Source organism: Flavobacterium sp. GQ95 (genome assembly GCF_059758655.1).
Genome location: NZ_JCAXEB010000004.1, coordinates 36,616 through 55,131 on the forward strand (window position 1 = coordinate 36,616; position 18,516 = coordinate 55,131).

Sequence of the window (18,516 nt, forward strand, 5' to 3'; positions counted from 1 at the left end):
TTTGTGGTTACTTTGTCAAATAAAACTTCATAAAAATGACTGCCCTAGCCCTGATAGGAGCGGTATCCTTTTATGGTGTCCCGAGGCTTCGGGACCACCATAAAAGATACAAGCGGATAGCAGGAATTAGCTCCTGAAAAAATTAAAAACCCAATTTTTCTAACTAATTACATTCTACTTCTCGCATTTCACATCTCAAAACATAAAAAAACCCGGCAATAAATGCCGGGCTTATAATGCTCTACTCTAAGTGAAAACCAAATAACAAATCACTTAATTCGATGCATTTATTCGAAATAAAAACCAGATTAAAAAATAAATAACCAAACTCAATTTTAACTGTCCCAATTTTTCATTTCTAATTTTATTATTCATTGTAACTAGTTTAAAAAGTTCATTACTTTGAATGATTTTCTGTTTCCTGCTTTGTCTGTTACAACAACTATAAACAATTGTTTAGTTGTGAAACTTTGATTTTGAAGCAGGACTTCTCTGTTGTTTTGAGTGTTTTTATAACTTACTAATGATTGTCCGATTGTATTAAATACATCAACCTGAGCAATATCTTCAGTTTCATTTGTAACCGATAAAGCATCATTTCTAAAATAAGCTATTGTACTGCCTTTTAACTCAATTTTATCAACAGCTAATGTTTTGGCTGTTGACTGCGAAGCAAAATAAGTGGCATACGCTTTAGATAATTCAGATGAATTACCACAAGAAGATGCATCCCAGTTTACAGACCAAGTCATTAAACCTCTTAAAGAAGGATATGGTCCGCCTGGCTGCATAGTGTATGTTCTTCCTGAAAAAGTGGTTCCGGTTCTTAAATAATTCATAGCACTAATTCCTTCTGCCGGCGTTAAATAACCGCTACCCGCTGCACTTGGACAAGCTGGTAAGGCAATAAGAACTTTTGAGGCCGGTAAACCATCAAAATGCATTCCTGTTGTACCAATATTATACCCTTTTATCACCATATCAGTTAGGGCTGTTACCATGTTTGCTTTCTTAGCTGAACCATAATATTGACCATCTAATCCGTTTTCTCCTCCTGTATTATACAATTGTACAGCTAACAAATCCAATTCGTTACGCAAGTTTTGAATGATTGGCACGAAGGAACCAAAAGTATCATTATAGGTAGAATATCCTCCTTGTACGTATTGTGTTTCCGGAGCTGCAGTTAATAAAAATCCAGGACCATAGTAAGCTTTTAATTCTTTGAAAGCATCTACTACGTTTTTTAATCTTGGATAAGCAGAAATACCAGCATAAGAAATATCTCTTAAACCTCCTGCATTAAAATTCATCGATCCGCCTTCAAAATCAATATCAACTCCATCAAATTGATACTCATCAATAATTGCTTTTAGACCATTAACAAAAATATTTTTTTGAGTTACATTGTCTAAAACAACATGGCCATTTTGACCTCCAATAGAGACAATAACTGGAACGCCGCTATCTCTTAAGGATTTTATATCATTTTTCAACAATTGCTTATTGAAAACACCGTTGGTCAAATATCTAGTGTCATTTGTAGTTAATACTGGTGTATAACCATCACGATTAACTGTTTCTACGAAAGAATAATCAACTACGTTAAACTTACTTCCCACCATTTGAGAGAAGTATAAAAACGGAGCACCGGCATTTTCCCAAGAATGTGCATATCCTAAAATAATTTTAGACGGAAGTGCAATGAATCTATTAGTGCTCACCGGAGCAATTTTAATTGTATTGTTTAATGTAGTTACAGCAGAAGTATTATCGGTTGCTTTGATTACAACTGAATAATCCTGATAAGCAGATGGTGTAAAATTATACGTATAGGTATTATTTGCACCTGCTGCCATGTTAAATGTACCCCCATTTATTGTAATACTAACTCCTGAAACCGATCCGTCACTATCAACAGCTGTAACTGAAATTGGCACAACCTGGAAAGAACTTTGGTTTACAGTAGTATTCGATGGTGAACTCCAAGTAATTACAGGTAATGAATTAGGGCAGTTTGCACCTGAACAATTTAATGTAAAACTATATGTTTTTGCATCTGTTGTTCCGTTTGATGCAGTAGCCGTAACGGTTAACGTATGACTAAGCGAAAACTGATTTGCTGCTGGTGTCCAAATCGCTGTATAAGTTCCCGAAGAATTGCTAGTACTCAGGCTTTGTCCATCTAAACTAAATACAACAGATGAGATTGTAGTCGCGTCAGTAGCACTTAAGCCAACACTCGCAACAAAATTAATTGCTGATCCTAAATTTATAGCAATCGCCGAAGCTGTTGGCGCTGTAATAGTAACCACTGGCTTAGTCGCAACCTCCGTTTGTCTATTAAAATTATAAACCGTTGGGGTTGTTGGAACTGCAAAGTTGACTAAGTTATTTGGATAATAAGTCACTTCACCATTTTCCCATGAATTCAATTTTAAACTTGTGATAGTTGAATACCCTGCTAAAGCCGAATTGTTGTAGCTAAAATTCCCTGAAGCATCTGTGGTTGCAATAATACTTACATAGCCATGAGTATTATCCGTCCAAGGTAAAATTAGTTCGACTTTAGCACCAGAAACTGGAGTTGAACCATTTTTAACTGTTCCGCTAATTAGATTTCCGCTTACTACATTTTGTGTAAAGTTCAATGTTTTACTTGCATTGATGGCCGTATAAACTGTAGTGGCAGGACTAAAATTTAAACCTGTTTTTGCCGCTGTTACAGTATAATCTGAACCTGCAACTAAATTGGCAACGCTATAATTTCCTGAAGCATCTGAAGTTGCTGTTAAAGTAGTTGTTCCTGAAGTAGCAGAAATCGTTACGCCAGAAACTGCTGTAGTTCCGTTTTTAACTGATCCACTAACAGTATAATAAACCGGAGTTACAACTTGGGTGAAATTCAGCGTTTTATTAGAACTGATTGCATTATAAACTGTTGAAGCTGGTGTAAATGTCAATCCCGTTTTAGCAATAGTAACCGTATAATTTGATCCTGAAACTAAATTAGCAACACTATAATTTCCTGAAGCATCTGAAGTTGCTGTTAAAGTAGTTGTTCCTGTAACTGCTGAAATCGTTGCACCAGAAACTGGAGTTGCACCGTTTAAAACTGTTCCACTAACAGTATAAACTGGTGTAACTACTTGTGTAAAATTCAGCGTTTTATTTGAATTGATTGCATTGTAAATCGTTGATGCCGGAGTAAATGTCAAACCTGTTTTAGCAATAGTAACTGTGTAATTTGATCCTGAAATCAAATTAGCAATACTATAATTTCCTGAAGCATCTGAAGTTGCTGTTAAAGTAGTTGTTCCTGTTACTGCTGAAATTGTAGCACCAGAAACTGGAGTTGCTCCGTTAAGAACTGTTCCACTTACAGTATAATAAACAGGACTTACTACTTGTGTAAAATTCAACGTTTTATTTGAATTGATTGCATTGTAAATCGTTGATGCCGGAGTAAATGTCAAACCTGTTTTAACAATAGTAACTGTGTAATTTGATCCTGAAATCAAATTAGCAACACTATAATTTCCTGAAGCATCTGAAACTGCTGTTAAAGTAGTTGTTCCTGTAGTTGCAGAAATTGTTGCTCCTGAAACCGGAGTTGCTCCGTGAAGAACTGTTCCGCTAACCGTATAAGTTGTTGTAACTGCACCTGTATTAAAATCGTAAACAGTTGGATTTGCAGGAACAGCAAAGTTCGTTAGATTATTTGGTAAATAAACAACATCCCCGTTTTCCCAAGTATTTAATTTTAAACTTGAAATAGTTGTGTATCCTGTTAAAATAGCATTATCAAAGTTGTATTTTCCTTGTGCATCTGTAATCGCAATTTTACTTTGATACTGATGTGTACTATCTGTCCAAGGCAAAATCAATTCGACTTTTGCACCAGATACCGGAATTGTTCCGTTTTTAACTGTTCCGCTAATTTTACTTGAAGGAACTACGATCGCATCTTGGGAGAAGTTTAATGTTTTGTTCGCCGTTAAATTAGTATAAACTGTTGAAGCCGGAGTATACGTTTGTCCCGCTAGTGCAGCCGTCACCGTATAATTTCCGCCTGATGGCAAATTAGTAATTGAATAAACTCCACTTGCGTTTGTAGTTCCAGTAAAAGTTCCCCCTGTTGAAGTTGCTGTAACTGTAACTCCTGAAACTGGAGTACTATTATTCAAAATAGTTCCGCTTACCGTATAATAAACAATTGGTGCACCCTGAACAAAATTCAACGTTTTGTTAGCATCGATTGCATTATAAACTGTAGAAGTTGGTGTATAGGAGAATCCAGATTTCGCAGCTATTACTGTGAAGTTAAGTCCGGCAGTTAATCCTGCAACACTATAAACCCCACTTGCATTTGAAATTGCTGTCAAAGTTGTCGCTCCTGATATAGCAGAAACTGTAACTCCTGATACTGGCGTTGCTCCGTCTAAAACTGTTCCACTTACAGTATATGTTGGCTGAGTTCCGTTAATTACAACAGCAGTTTGGTTAACTGTAACATTCGTTAAAGTTACCGGAGTAAAAGTATAAGTCGCTTTTAAAGCTGTTAATTTATAAGTTTGTCCAGAAGGTAAATTATTGAATGTAAAATTTCCTGCTGTAGAAACTACTGTTTGCAATACTGCATTACTAGCGTCTCTTAATTCGACCGTTACATCTGGAACTAAAGCTGATCCATTTTTTACAGAACCTGCAATACTTACTGTTCCCGGAACAACACTTCCGAAAGAAGTATCAACCTGGTTTAATAATGCATTTGGGATTGAGCCTCTGGTATCCTGAGATAATTCCCAAACCATACCACCAGCAAGATTTCTTGATTTAATATATTGTACTTTTAAATCCATTGATTGTTTATCTTCATAAGAAATAAACTGTTTTAAAGTAGCATTGTATAAATAAGGAACTTTAGTTGTATTGTCAAAATACCTAACCCATCCCGCAACTGCTGCAGTTGATGTAACTAGCATTGTATTTGGATCTAAATAAGGATGTGAATTGGTAACCGGATTTCCAACTAAATCACAAATTTCGATACTTCCTGATTTTTCACAGGCTGCCGGACCATCCCAGGTTCCTGTCGGATTTTGTGGATTTGTACATCCTGAAACAATATATCTCGGTGCAGAAACGAATAATCCGGGTAAGTTTGGATTGGTTCCATTATTCGCAACATTGTCGAATTTTTTCCCGTAGAAAGGCAATCCCATGATTAATTTATTAGCAGGAAAACCAACAACATTCAAATATTGATTTGTCAATTCATCTAATGATTCTGATTGACTTGCTCCGTATAATGGATCATTTGAATTTCCACTTGAATATAAAGGAGCATTGTAGCAGGTTTTATCATACCAGTTTCCTCCAAAATCATATCCAAAATAGGTGATATAATCACAATAAGTCGAAATGTCTTCTGTCATTCCATATTGTGCTCTTGTGTTTGGCCCTAAATATTGTTTGGCTACATTTCGAACATTATTTCCGGCAGCTATAGTGACTAATTTATTTGGCATCGCCTGACGCATTGCTTTTAATAAATACACTAAGTTTTTGTTATCATCCGGGCTGTACTTTTGTGGAGGAATTGGTGCTCCATTGATCACTTCAGTACCGTCTGTACCTCCAGAAAGAGGATATTCCCAATCAATGTCGAATCCATCAATAAATGGATATTTTGTAATAAAGTTTGCCATGTCTGCAGCTAAAGCAGCTCTTGCTACGGGACTTGCAGCAATTGGAGAAAGATCCTGACCTTTTGTCCATCCTCCAACAGAAATTAAAATTTTTAAGTGTGGATACTTTTCCTTGAGTTTCATCAAATCATAAAAGTTTCCTTTTACAGGAGCATCCCAAGGGATTCCGCCTTCCATATGCTCAAAATCAGCATATGAATCTAAACATAATAACTTTGTATTCTCGGGATGGGCAGGATCATAAGTTGTCCCATAAAAAGAATAATTCAAATGCGTCAATTTACTTCCGTCGATCTTCGGAACATTGAAATCCCGGGCATAGATAGACCATTGCGCATAATACCCTACTACCTTTTTACCGTGAGCTGGTTGAGCTAACGCGAGTAAGGGAAACAGTAACAAAAAAAGCAATCTGTAATAATGTTTCATAATTTAATAAATATTGGTTAATAGAAAATAAATATTCCGGTTATCATATGATACATGCCAAAAACGTAGCATATAAAGAACAATAACGGGGGTTTCAGCCAACTGCAAAGTGGAAATTGCAGCCAATTGGAAATTAATTCATATTACTTCTATAAATAAATATTACTATTACCGATTCTACCATAATCACTAGCCAATAGTATTGATTGATATTTAGATATAATTTTTAAAAAATTGTATTAAATACAAGAAGATAAACTTGGGGATTCATCAATCTAAAATTCTATTTTTTGTCATGTTTTGTTTTATTCTCTTTATTTGGTTTTAAAATGTTAATACTCCGTGAATGGTTATTTTTTTTAAGCTTTTATTTTATGTTGTTTTTGAAAAAGTTTGAAATTATCCTGACTACCTTATAAATATCTCTACCAGAAATTCTGGTAGAGATAAATAATTACTAAATAATCCTGCTAACTAAAACATACTAATTCAAACCAAACTTCAAATTAATTTTTTAAGACTTTCATATACTGATAATTCAACATCTGCGTGATCTTTGCTGTTACATTGCTCTATCAAATTCTTTAAATCATCATTTTTTAATGTTGATTTATTATCTAATACAAGTAACAACTCCTGCGATGCATCGGTTAACTTTTTAGACAAAGGCAAAATGGGCTGTATTAGCGGCGCAATGGAACTCAGTTCAATTAATCCTTTATTCATAGCAATCCATTTGTTGAAAAATGCAATTACTTTTGCTTTATTTTCAGGCGATTTGTTTGCTAAATATTGAGTAACTGCCGCGTCAAAAGCTAAAGAATCTTTAGCATCAGGTGTACACGCATCTGCAAACAATGTGAATGGAGAATACATTTGATATTCAGTTCCTCCTTTATTACGTTTATATCCTTTTAAAGGTTCGCAAACATTTGTAAATTCATCTAATGCTTGTGTATCTTGATTGTTTGATATATTTCTTAAGATTACTTCTTTATTTCGAATATGCGTCAGTCCTAATTCTTCCAGTCTAAATGAGATTACATCAAGGCGTTTACGCATATTTTCAACATCTGTAATATTTTCTGCTGACCATAGTCTTTCTGCAATTGCAGCTGTTCTTGGCCAAACTCTGGAATCTATTGTTGTTGGTGTTGCAAGTTCTGTCCACATTGTTGCTTCTCCTCCTAAAATTCTTGCTTTTTCTTCAGTAGATAAATTAGCTCCTTTTGGCATTGGATCATTTAAATAATGACTCTCAACCGGATACATCAAATCAATATAATATCCATTTGACAATACTGTTTTATATCCTTTTTTTACTGCATCAACTAACGATTGACCGGCGACAACACCTTCGTTAGGTCCTCTCCATGAGTGGATAATAGCCTCTTTTGACATGTTTTTTGTCAAAATTTCTTCCCATCCCATTAGTTGCTTACCGTGTTTTTTAAGCATCGGCACTAATTGCATGGTAAAATAAGTTTGCAATTCGTGGTTTGTCGCTAAGTTATTTTTCTTTTTGAACGCTTGGATTTTCGGATTTGCATCCCAGTCTTTCCCTTCATTTTCATCTCCCCCGATATGAAAATACGCTCCGGGAAACAAAGGACAAACCTCATCAAAAAGCTCGCTTAATAATTGATATGTTTTAGGATTTGAAGGATCTAATGTTGGCGAAAAGATACCAGCATTTCTTTCAATTCCATAGGTAGCGATTGCTGTACCCTGAATATTTTTTTCTGAAGTTCCACCAGTCAGCGTAATCACTTTGCTCCCAATTTCCGGGTAAGCTGTAAGTATTGCAGATCCGTGACCCGGAACATCTATTTCCGGAACTATCAAAATACCGCGTTCATCAGCATATTTTACGATATTTTTAATTTCCTCTTGTGTGTAATACAATCCATCAGAAGCTAATTCAATTAGTTTTGGATGTTTTTTCATTTCAATTCTCCAACCCTGATCGTCTACTAAATGCCAGTGAAAAACATTCATCTTCATTGCAGCCAATCCATCAATATTTCTTTTGATAACATCAACTGGCTGAAAATGTCTTGAAGCATCTATCATCAACCCCCTCCAGGTAAATCTTGGAAAATCTGAAATTTGTGCGTTTGGAAAATAAAATGATGTATTATTATTTTGCAACATCTGCAATAACGTTTCAAGGCCATGTAACGCCCCTAAATCGCTTGTTGCATTAATTGTAATATTATTTTGTTTAATATCTAAATGATAACTTTCATCCTCATACAAACCAATTTTTCCGCTTTTAGTACAGTTAATCTGAAGTTCTGCTGTTGGAACTTCATTTAATTTTGTAATAAAACCCTGTTCAAAAAAAATACCAGCTCTACCATCTAATCGTCTTAAGAAACGGGTCACACCTCCAAAAATTCTTGGATTTGGATTTCCGGTAACATTTACTTTAAAATTCTTAGTTAAAGTAAAGTTTCCGTCGTTTAAAACAACACTTTGAGGCCAGGGCATAAGGTTTAGCTGCTCTTTTTGAATTTGAGCACTAGAAGTTAAACCCGCTAGTAGTAGGACTAATAAATATTTCATTTTATTGTGTTTGAAAGATGCTATCCGGAGACAACATTAATAAATAGATAAAAGAAACAAAACTCAGAATGACTTCTATTGAACCTCACTTTCGTTATAAAATCAAACTGAATTTTGAAATTTGATTCGCTCTAACCGAATCTGAAACTAATTTTAGTAATCAAAGCGTTTAAAAGCTTCGATTGCTTCGTATTCTGCCAAACCTAATTCATCGTATAAGATGGCTGTGTTTTTATTTCGGTCTTCTGCCCTAACCCAAAATTCTCTAGAATCGTTTCCTTGAAACATTACTCTGTCTTTTTGGGATTGGTGATATAAAATCGCGTGACGTTTCAATAATACTTCTGATGGGGAAAGCGGAACGGCCATGTCTATTTCATGAATATCCCATTCGTGCCATGCGCCTCGGTATAACCATAACCAGCAGTCATCCATATATTTTTCCGGCTTCAATTCTTTCATGGCAGCAAAAATGGCATTAAGACAAACTTCATGTGTTCCGTGCGGATCAGCCAAGTCACCTGCAGCAAATACCTGATGTGGTTTTATTTTGGCGATAATATCTTTTACGATAGCAATATCTTCCGGACCTAGCGGATTTTTCTTCACTTGTCCTGTTTCATAAAAAGGAAGATCCAGGAAATGTGTATTTTCATCTTTTAAGCCAATATATCTTGTCGCTGCATAAGATTCTCTTCGTCTGATCAGTCCTTTTAATTTTCGAACTTCCAAAGAATCGATCTGGTTTTCTGATTTTTTATTCAAAAATTCAATAACCGATTTAAAATTTATTCCGCTTCCTGCTTCGCCAATAAAATCTTTGGCAACTTCGGCAAATTTTAATGCTTCATCATCTGTAACCGCTATATTTCCAGAGGTTTGATATACAACATGTACATCGTGACCTTGTTTTATCAATTTTGAAAAAGTTCCTCCCATAGAAATCACATCATCATCAGGATGCGGACTAAAAAGAATTACTCGTTTTTTTGCAGGATTGGCTCTTTCCGGACGATGTGAATCATCAGTATTTGGTTTTCCGCCTGGCCATCCCGTAATGGTATGCTGTAATACATTGAACATATTGATGTTCAAATCATAAGCAGAACCTTCCTGTGCCAAAAGATCAGACATTCCATTATTGTTGTAATCTCTGTCTGTTAATTTTAAAATAGATTGTTTTGTTTTTTGGCATAACCAAACAATTGCTTTGCTTTTTAATTCTTGTGTCCAGATGCATTCCCCAACTAGCCAGGGTGTTTTAAAACGCGTTAATTCTACCGCTGCAGACTGGTCTAAAACGAAAGTTGCATTTGGATGATTTTGTAAAAATGTAGCAGGAACTTCTGAACTGATATCACCCTGAATAGTTCTTTTGATGATATCGGCTTTGTTTTGTCCCCAAGCCATTAATACAATTCTTTTTGATCTCATGATCGTAGAAACTCCCATGGTAATCGCTCTTTTCGGAACGTTATCAATACCATTAAAATCAGATGAAGCATCTACTCTTGTAATGTGATCCAGTGTAATAATTCGGGTACCAGAGTTAATGTGAGATCCTGGTTCGTTGAAACCTACGTGACCTGTACGCCCGATACCTAATAATTGAAAATCAAGTCCGCCGGCTTGTTTGATATTCATTTCGTAATCAATACAGTATTGATTTAATTCATCAATCGCTACAGTACCGTCAGGAATATTAACATTTTCAGGCTTGATATCAATGTGATTAAAAAGATGCTGATGCATGAAATAGTGATAGCTCTGATTGTTCTCTTTTGTCATTGGATAATATTCATCCAGATTAAAAGTGATAACATTGCTAAAACTTAGTCCTTCTTCCCTGTGCATTCTAACTAATTCCTCATATACTTTTATAGGAGAAGAACCTGTTGCTAAACCTAATACACAAGATTTGTTTTTTTCTTGTTTAGATCTAATTAACTGAGCGATTTCCTGCGCTACAATTACTGAAGCTTCTGCAGAACTTTTGAAGATTTCATTATGGATTTTTTCAAACCTTGTCTCTTCAAATTTTCCTGCACTTTTATAGCTGATATCAGGTTTTATTTCTAAAGCACTTTTCATTTTTTTCTTTTTTGGTAATTATTAAGTTGGTTTTGAAATGGTATAAGCAACTTGCATCGCTTATACCATCTACTAACCAAACTAAAATTCTTTTAATCTTGTTTTCTTAGAAGTTTGCTTTGTTAACGTCCCACCAAACTCTGGTTCCTCCGTTATCAGGACCTCCAAGTTTTGCAACACCTGAAGCAACACCACCTGAGTTTCCGGCTTTTTCAGAATTAACATAATTGATTCTTCTTGCACCAAATTCAGTAGTGATTTTACCTCCACTATAGTTTTTAAGTACAGGGAAAAGTTTAGGATATCCAGTTCTTCTATAGTCAGACCAAGCTTCTTGTCCTTCCGGGAAACCAGCAATCCATTTTTGAGTAATAATTTTTTGCAATTTAACTTCGTTATTTGCAGCAGCATCCCACGCAACAGTAACATTATTAACTGCAGGAGAGTTATTCACAGGGAAATTAGGATCTACGTAAGCTTTTGCAGTTTTTGTATTATCAGCAATATAAGCTGCTGCACCTGAAGCACCTCTTTGTTCAAATGAAGCTCTGATTCCAGCCTCATACAAATCCTGAGCAGTACCGTTCATGTTCCATCCTCTTAATGCACCTTCGGCTCTTAAGAAATAAGCTTCGGCAGTAGTCATTAAAACAATTTCTTTTGATCTGACAACAGCCCCAATACCTGAAAAATCCTGATGATCTGATTTTGCAGCGATTTCAATTCCTGTACGAACACCTTTGTATTGTCCTGGAAATTGAGTTGAAGTATCAAAATAAGTAGCTGTTCTTGGATCATTATACCCACCAAGGATCGACTCCATGTCTGCTGACATACGGATATCTAACCACGCACCACTAAGTGTATTGATTGGATTAGTGTAAACTGGAGAAACAACTTTAAATAAATCGGCATTTGTCATAAATACTCCAAACTTATGAGCTACTGCTTTTTCAGCTTGTGTTTTTGCCAATGCAGGGTCAATTTTAACAACACGCATCGCTAATCTTAAGCGTAAAGTATTTGCAAACTTTACCCATGCCTTATAATCTCCACCGTAACCTGACATATCAGTTGTTGCAAAAGATGAAGCCTCACCTGCATCTACTCTTTTAGTTAATTCAGCAACAGCCAAATCTAATTCAGCAAACATTTGATTGTAAACCTCTTGTTGTGAATCATACGCGATAGTTGCAGCAGTAGTTCCAAATTTTGAATAAATAATTGGTCCAAAAGTATCTGTTAGTCTATGCATACCTTCTACTTTCAATATTAAAGACAAAGCATAAAACTGATCGTATTTACCTTTAGATTTTTGGGCAATATCGTATGCGTTAAACATTACATTACTATAAGCATAATCCCAAATAAATCCGTTCCAGTTGTCAACCAGCGCATAAGTTGTGTTGTTTATACCACCTTCAAAGCCTGTCGGCGTAGCCATATATCCAGACCAGATATCAGAATTTAACCCTTGTTGTAATTGATAAACCCATTCTGGTGTTAAAACCTGAATATTATTAAACATTGGAGCAAATCCTCCTTTGATATGATTAAAATCCTGCTCAAATAATTCAGGAGTAATACCGTTTGGATTAGTATTAATATCTTCAAAATCACCTGTACAACCTACTGCTGCGAGTAGTGACATACAGATAGCTGTTCTTTTTATTGTATTTAATTTCATGTTTTTAAAATTAGAATGTTACATTTAAATTAAGACCGATACTTCTTGTAGATGGTAATCCATAAATATCAACACCTTGTAAACCTTCGCCTGTACTTAATGCAATATTTGGATCAAACGGTGCATCTTTGTAGATAAAGAATAAGTTTCTTGCAATTAACGAAACACTTGCAGTCTGAATAAATGGTAATTTTTTAGCACTGAAATTATATCCAATAGAAAGTTCTCTTAAGCTTACGTTAGTTGCACTATAAACATATTCTCCAGTGATTCCTGCTCTACCACCTACCTGAGTGTAGTAAAGTTGAGCATCCATAGTTGAAACCGGAGTTCCATCACTAGCTCTAACGGCATTTATGCTAACTCCACCAGCATTTCTTGCATCTCCTGTAGCTTTAGATACTCCAAAAGAATCATTCTGTGCTTGTGTCAAACTCATTACTTCACCACCAAAACGACCGTCAATTAATACATTAGCGAAGAAAGAACCTAGTTTGAATGAATTAGAAAAACCTAACATAAAATCAGGATTAGAATTTCCTACTTCTTCAAAATCAGTTTTTTGAATTGTTCCATCATCATTTAACAATATTCTTCCCTGAGCATCTTTCTTAAAGTTTATACCTTCAATAACACCAAATGGTTTTCCTTCAATTAAAGCATATCTGTAGCTATTTACACCTGCTTCAGTTAAGTTAACTCTACCTCCTAGCTCAGTAGGAATTTCTTTAACTTTATTTTTATTTTGTGAATAGTTAATGCTTGAATCCCATGAGAATTTTTCTCCTCTGATAATTCCTGCTGTAACAACTGCCTCAAAACCTTTATTTTCTATACTACCTGCATTGATACCGTAAAAATCAACTCCTTGAGAATTTCCTGCTGGTGCAACAACTTGTAAATATTGATTTTTAGTCTCTGAATTATAATAAGATAATTCAAATGCAAATCTATTATTAAACATTCTCCACTCTGTTCCAAATTCATATTCTGACTTTAATTCCGGTTTCAATGATGTTCCCGTTTTAGGAGCAGCAATTGGCTTTGGATCTGTAACCCCAGGAGTATAATAATAAGTTGGAGAAGTAATAAATGGGTAAATATCATTACCAACTTCTGCATAAGTAGCACGAACTTTACCAAAGTTAATCCATTCTGGCATTGTTGCCATTTCACTAATAATAGCTGTTAAACCAACAGACGGATAAAAGTAACTTGGACTAGATGTATTTGCTAATGTTGATGACCAGTCATTTCTAGCTGCAACGTCTAAGAATAACATTTCTTTATATCCAAATGTTGTAGCTGCAAATATAGATTGTACTTCTTTTCTGGAATCAATAGTTTGATAATTTCCTGAATTATTATTGAAGTTTTGTAATGTAAACCAGTTAGCATATTTTAATCCGCCACCAATTCCTGAATCCAAAATAGTTTTTTGGTTTCCTAATGTATTCGTAACACTTGTACCAATGTTAGCATTGAAAGAAAAGTCTTCACTGAATTTTGTATTAATAGTAGCAATTAAATCAGCATAACGTTGTGTACTTAAAGCATTTTCTACATAATATCTACCATTGACGTGAGATATTGTACCTTGAGTAGTTGCGTATATTTTTTTATCAAAAGCATTTTCAGCTCTATTGTAACTGTAACGTCCAGCAATACTTAACCAGTTATTAGCTTTATAAGTCAAAGACAATGCTCCGTTGAAGAAATTATTTTTATCTACAGATTTATTTCTATTGATACCCCAATATGGGTTTTGCATAATATCTCTGTTTGTCATCCAATTTTGAGCCATTAAGTTTCTATTTGGATCAAAAACTTCATAATTATCTTTATAATAATCAAAATCATTTCCTCTTGGCATCAAATAAACTCCTGTAAGAGGATTGAAGTAAAATCCGTTTACTGGCTTATTTACGATATCTTGAGTAGTATAATTAGCATTTGCTGCGAAAAGAAGTTTATCATCAAAGAATTTTGCTGTTTGACGAACACCAAAATTGTTTTTCTTGATACTATTTCCTGGCATAATACCTGTTCCTGAGGTATTAGAATAAGTAAATGCTGTAGAAGAATTTTCAGCAGAAGTAGAATATCCTACTGAAGTAATTTGTGTATTTCCAACATTAAAAAAGTCTTTTACATGATCTTTTGATTTTCCTGCAGCACCCCATGATTCATCAGCACCTGGAGCAGCGATGTAATCACTTTGAAATTTAGGCAAATATGCCGCTGATTCAAAAGTTGTTACAGATGAAACTGTAAGAGCTGGTTTACCAGCTTTCGCTTTTTTAGAAGATAACAAAATTACCCCATTCGCTCCCTGACTACCATATAACACAGAAGCAGCAGCACCTTTCAACACAGTCATACCTTCATAATCATCCGGATTAATAAGAGAAACAACATCACCACCATCACGGTTACCTGTAGCTGTACTACCAAAACTATCATTTGGCTGGCTTGAAGAACCATTATATAATGGAATACCATCAATAACATATAAAGGCTGATTATTTGATACCGAAGAATTTCCTCTAATTACAACTTTTGTAGAACCTCCAGTTCCGCTTGAACTTTTAGTTACAGCAACACCAGCAATTTTACCAGCAATAGTATTAATAAGGTTGGCATCTCTTACTCTTGTTAATTCTTCTCCTTTAAGCTCCTGAGCTGCGTAAGTTAAAGATTTTCTAGTTTTCTTAATACCTAAAGAAGTTACTACAACTTCATTCAATGCATTAGTAGATGCAATATTCATTTTTACATTAATTGTAGTAGCATCACCTACAACTATACTTTGCGTTTCAAGACCCACATAGCTAAAAACTAATGTTTGTCCTTTTTGTGCTTCGATTGAATACAAACCGTCAAAATCGGTAGTAGCACCTTTTTGACCTCCTTGTACTGCAACAGATGCCCCTGGCAATGGCACCCCATCAGAATCTGTAATCACACCTTTAACATTTTTTACCTGAGCAAGCGAAACCTGCGCCGTAAAAACAATCATAAAGATTAAGAAAATTTTTTTCATGTTTATTTATTTTGTTAGTTATGGTGTAAAATTATTCTTAAGGTATTGTTAAAAAAAATATATTATACAAACAGCAATAAATTTTAAACGAACGACATAAATCAATCAATAATCTGTTTTTCGAAAACGTTTTCTTTTAAATAAACAGCACATTTTGCAGTACTAAAGAAGATTATATTCAGTAAATTAACTTTTTTTACAAAACACGCAAACAAACAACAACACCTTAAAAATCTGATATTTAGATTTAAAAATTAAGTTTTATTTAACAGCCTGTTTTAACAATCTGAATAAAGTCATCTTCATATATAATTGACGCATTTATTTTTCAAAATGAGTTACAGTACTATTTTAATTACCACAAAGCCCAGTAGTTTTAAATTTTAAACTGATATATTTCTTATGAATTACATCCAGCAGTGAATACTCACCAAAAGAATCTTGTGCTACTTCCCAAATCATAATACCTCCGGTATTTTCTGAAGCAAATTGTACTTTTTGAGCAATTGTTTGTCTACCGTTATAATATATCTTACCTATTTCATCCTGATCTGCAAATTGAATTTCTACTTCTACAATTTGACTAAAAGTAGCACTAGTGACATTTGCATAAGTAAAATTATATCCATAAAATGGCACTCCAAGAGTTAATTTTTCGCTTGGAATATTATGCAGTTTATGCCAAAAATTGATTCCGTCTTGTGCATTATTAAATGAACTGTGCTGTCCGGGATTATCTGGTGTCCACGGTCCGGTACTATCATAAGACATAATATTTATAAAATCGAAGGCATTTAATGCCGCTGAATTTATATTATCAAAGCGGGAATTATTGGGTAGCGCCGCCGTCATTAACTTTTTATGTTCGCTCAGAATTTTTCTTAATTCAATAACAAAACCACTATAGCCAGTTGTTACAGCATCCCATTCCAGATCGACATCAACTCCCTCCAGATGATGAAGCTCTACAAATTTTATAATGTTTAGAATTAAATTAGGACGATTTTCAGGTTTATCAATTAACAAGGACCAAATGGTTGTCTGTTCTTCTGATAAAACTCCGCCGGCGAGCGAAATACTTATTATAATATTAGGATTGACAGATTTAGCATATTTAGCTACTGCATCAATATCTCCGTTAAAAATTATATTCCCATTTTTATCCGGATTTGCAAAGGCAATATTTAAATGTGTCAATTTGCAAAACTGAATCGAATTCATTTTACTAAAATTTTCTGAAGATAAATAACCTAAAACTCGTGCCGTTTTTACTTTTGAAATTTTAACATCGTTCTCTTTTTGTGAAGAGCAGCTATAAGCAGAAAAAAGAGAACATATAAAAAAAAGGATGCCTAATAAGGCTTTATTTTTAATCATAATTTTTAATTTAAACTTTTGTTTTTAATTTTAATTAGAATGAAAATAACACCTTATTAGGCATACAACTTATCTTGGATATTTTTTAATTTTTATCCCACCAAACTTTATTTAACCAATCGTTAGTTCCTCCCATTCTTGATAAAGCTTCTGTATAATTTACTTCATTTTTTTGCGCCTCATCATTTGGATAATATAAGCGAGTTGGTGTAACTCCTCCAGTTTCAGAATCTGCATTGGTTATTGGAATTAATTTTGGAAATCCTGTTCTTCTCCAGTTTGAATACGCTTCAATACTATTAAATATATAAGTAATCCAAAGTTGCGTTGCAATTTGTTCTTTTTCTTTTCCTGCAACTAAAGGTTTAGCAGTTAAATAAGTATTGATACTTGCCGCAGTAGCCGGTGTAGCACCATAAATTTCCAATTGCTTAATACCTGCTTCAACTCCTTTTTTATAGTAATCAGCTGCAGAGCCCGCAACCCAGCCTCTAAAAGCTGCCTCAGCCAATAATAGCTGTGTTTCTGAATAGCTAACATGTAAAAATGGTGTCGTTTTTTTCTTAAAATAATCCTGAATTCCTGAAGTTGAACTTGCGCCCATCGGAACCTCCCATTGAAAAAGTCCTGGTTTTACTCCTTCATATGGCGTTTCGCCTGGTTGTAATGGTGCTCCCCAGGCAAGACTACTAGTTGTTTTAGGAGTAGCATACATCGGCAATCTTGGATCTCCGTTATCTCTTAAATAGTCTATAACTAAAGTGCTAAAGTGATCTCCATTTTCATTACCCACAAGAGCATACGCCAATCCATTACCTCTAAAATCGATAGAAGCTGGATCATCATTAAATGTGGCATCTAAATGCTTCATGATACAGTTGTCAAGATTGCTTTCAAAAACTCCCGCTTGCAAAGCTGCTTTCACTTGCTTTTCAGATTCTGCTGGTTTTACTTCAGAAATTCTCATTCCCAAACGCAATCTTAATGTATTTGCCAATTTTTTCCATTTAGCGATATCGCCATTATAAAACAAATCGCCTTTTACTGCTCCGCCGCCAGCATTTAATTGGTTGTTAGCATCTTCCAAATCTTTAAAAAATGAAGTATAAATATCTTCCTGTTTATCATATTTAGGAGCTACGATTCCTTTCGAAAAACCTAACCCAGCTTCAGAATAAGGTATATCGCCATAAATATCAGTTATACGTTGTACAACCATAACTTTCATGATTTTAGCAACAGCATTCATATTTACCATTGAAGGATCTCCACTAGTTTTTTCGAGGATATCAACAACATTTTTTAATTCGTTTTGATAACCATTTCGCCATAATGCAGTGGCATACCCATCATTTTTCTTAAATTTGCTACCAAATTCAGTTACATTCCATGCTCCTGCATAATGCTGTACAAAGCCACCAGAATAAATCAGGTTGGCTCTCCATTGATAAAATCCATCTCCAGACATACACAATTGAGTAAACGTAAGTTGTCCGGCTGGATTTGCAGACAATGCTACTGGATCTTTTTCCAGTTCATCAAAATTTTCGGTACAGCCTACTGCAATAAACAATGTGAGTATGGCTATTATTATCTGTTTAAATTTCATA

7 protein-coding genes are annotated in these 18,516 nt (G+C 34.6%); all 7 read right to left on the reverse strand.

The features are described from left to right. Positions 1 to 380 precede the first annotated feature (380 nt). Positions 381 to 6,140, reverse strand: a complete 5,760-nt coding sequence (locus AC6CH4_RS09705; RefSeq protein WP_498102419.1) for a glycosyl hydrolase family 18 protein — start codon at positions 6,138 to 6,140, stop codon at positions 381 to 383. Positions 6,141 to 6,641: 501 nt separating this feature from the next. Continuing rightward, positions 6,642 to 8,708 carry a beta-N-acetylhexosaminidase gene (locus AC6CH4_RS09710; protein ID WP_498102421.1) on the reverse strand — a complete coding sequence of 689 codons (2,067 nt, stop codon included), beginning with the start codon at positions 8,706 to 8,708 and terminating at the stop codon, positions 6,642 to 6,644. Between the two features lie 153 nt (positions 8,709 to 8,861). Next, positions 8,862 to 10,799, reverse strand: a complete 1,938-nt coding sequence (gene nagB / locus AC6CH4_RS09715) for a glucosamine-6-phosphate deaminase (protein ID WP_498102423.1) — start codon at positions 10,797 to 10,799, stop codon at positions 8,862 to 8,864. A gap of 106 nt (positions 10,800 to 10,905) precedes the next feature. Further along, entirely contained in the window at positions 10,906 to 12,486 is a 1,581-nt protein-coding gene (locus tag AC6CH4_RS09720; RefSeq protein WP_498102425.1) for a RagB/SusD family nutrient uptake outer membrane protein, read from the reverse strand. 10 nt (positions 12,487 to 12,496) lie between these two features. Beyond that, positions 12,497 to 15,529 (reverse strand): SusC/RagA family TonB-linked outer membrane protein, encoded by a 3,033-nt coding sequence (locus AC6CH4_RS09725; protein ID WP_498102427.1) that lies wholly within the window; start codon positions 15,527 to 15,529, stop codon positions 12,497 to 12,499. A gap of 351 nt (positions 15,530 to 15,880) precedes the next feature. Next, complete coding sequence (locus AC6CH4_RS09730) at positions 15,881 to 16,906, reverse strand: glycosyl hydrolase family 18 protein (RefSeq protein WP_498102429.1); 1,026 nt, start codon at positions 16,904 to 16,906, stop codon at positions 15,881 to 15,883. Between the two features lie 85 nt (positions 16,907 to 16,991). After that, on the reverse strand, positions 16,992 to 18,515 hold the full coding sequence (locus AC6CH4_RS09735; protein ID WP_498102431.1) for a SusD/RagB family nutrient-binding outer membrane lipoprotein: 1,524 nt from the start codon (positions 18,513 to 18,515) through the stop codon (positions 16,992 to 16,994). Between the last annotated feature and the right edge of the window lies 1 nt (position 18,516).

Bases quoted from the DNA above. Each gene is read 5' to 3' on its own strand.
- AC6CH4_RS09725 (WP_498102427.1), bottom strand. From the start codon at position 15,529: ATGAAAAAAATTTTCTTAATCTTTATGATTGTTTTTACGGCGCAGGTT.
- AC6CH4_RS09705 (WP_498102419.1), bottom strand. From the start codon at position 6,140: ATGAAACATTATTACAGATTGCTTTTTTTGTTACTGTTTCCCTTACTC.
- AC6CH4_RS09730 (WP_498102429.1), bottom strand. From the start codon at position 16,906: ATGATTAAAAATAAAGCCTTATTAGGCATCCTTTTTTTTATATGTTCT.
- AC6CH4_RS09710 (WP_498102421.1), bottom strand. From the start codon at position 8,708: ATGAAATATTTATTAGTCCTACTACTAGCGGGTTTAACTTCTAGTGCT.
- AC6CH4_RS09735 (WP_498102431.1), bottom strand. From the start codon at position 18,515: ATGAAATTTAAACAGATAATAATAGCCATACTCACATTGTTTATTGCA.
- AC6CH4_RS09720 (WP_498102425.1), bottom strand. From the start codon at position 12,486: ATGAAATTAAATACAATAAAAAGAACAGCTATCTGTATGTCACTACTC.
- nagB (WP_498102423.1), bottom strand. From the start codon at position 10,799: ATGAAAAGTGCTTTAGAAATAAAACCTGATATCAGCTATAAAAGTGCA.